The organism is Lysinibacillus sp. RU7 (genome assembly GCF_057837305.1).
This window is the reverse complement of sequence record NZ_JBYQFK010000297.1, coordinates 1-239: the sequence shown is the minus strand read 5'-3', so window position 1 is coordinate 239 and position 239 is coordinate 1. Positions and strand designations below refer to the sequence as shown.

Here is a 239-nt window from a genome sequence, read left to right as displayed (position 1 = left end):
GGCGTCCGCAAGGCTTGCTGCCGGTAAAACGTCCGCAAGTGGAGATTCCCAATGAGTAAAAAAATATTAAGCGTTGATGGCTTGATGATGCAGTTTGGCGGATTGCTGGCGGTTGATTCGGTAAGTTTTGATGTAAGCAAAAATGAGATTTTTGCTATTATTGGTCCTAATGGGGCGGGTAAAACAACGGTTTTCAATTGCGTTAGCGGTTTTTACAAGCCAACTGCCGGCAGCATCAC

1 protein-coding gene is annotated in these 239 nt (G+C 45.6%); it reads left to right on the top strand.

All coding sequences use genetic code 11. The features are described from left to right. Positions 1-51: 51 nt before the first annotated feature. Positions 52-239 (top strand): ATP-binding cassette domain-containing protein (locus AC3II9_RS22460; RefSeq protein WP_489158989.1); only part of this gene is annotated, 188 nt, incomplete at its 3' end.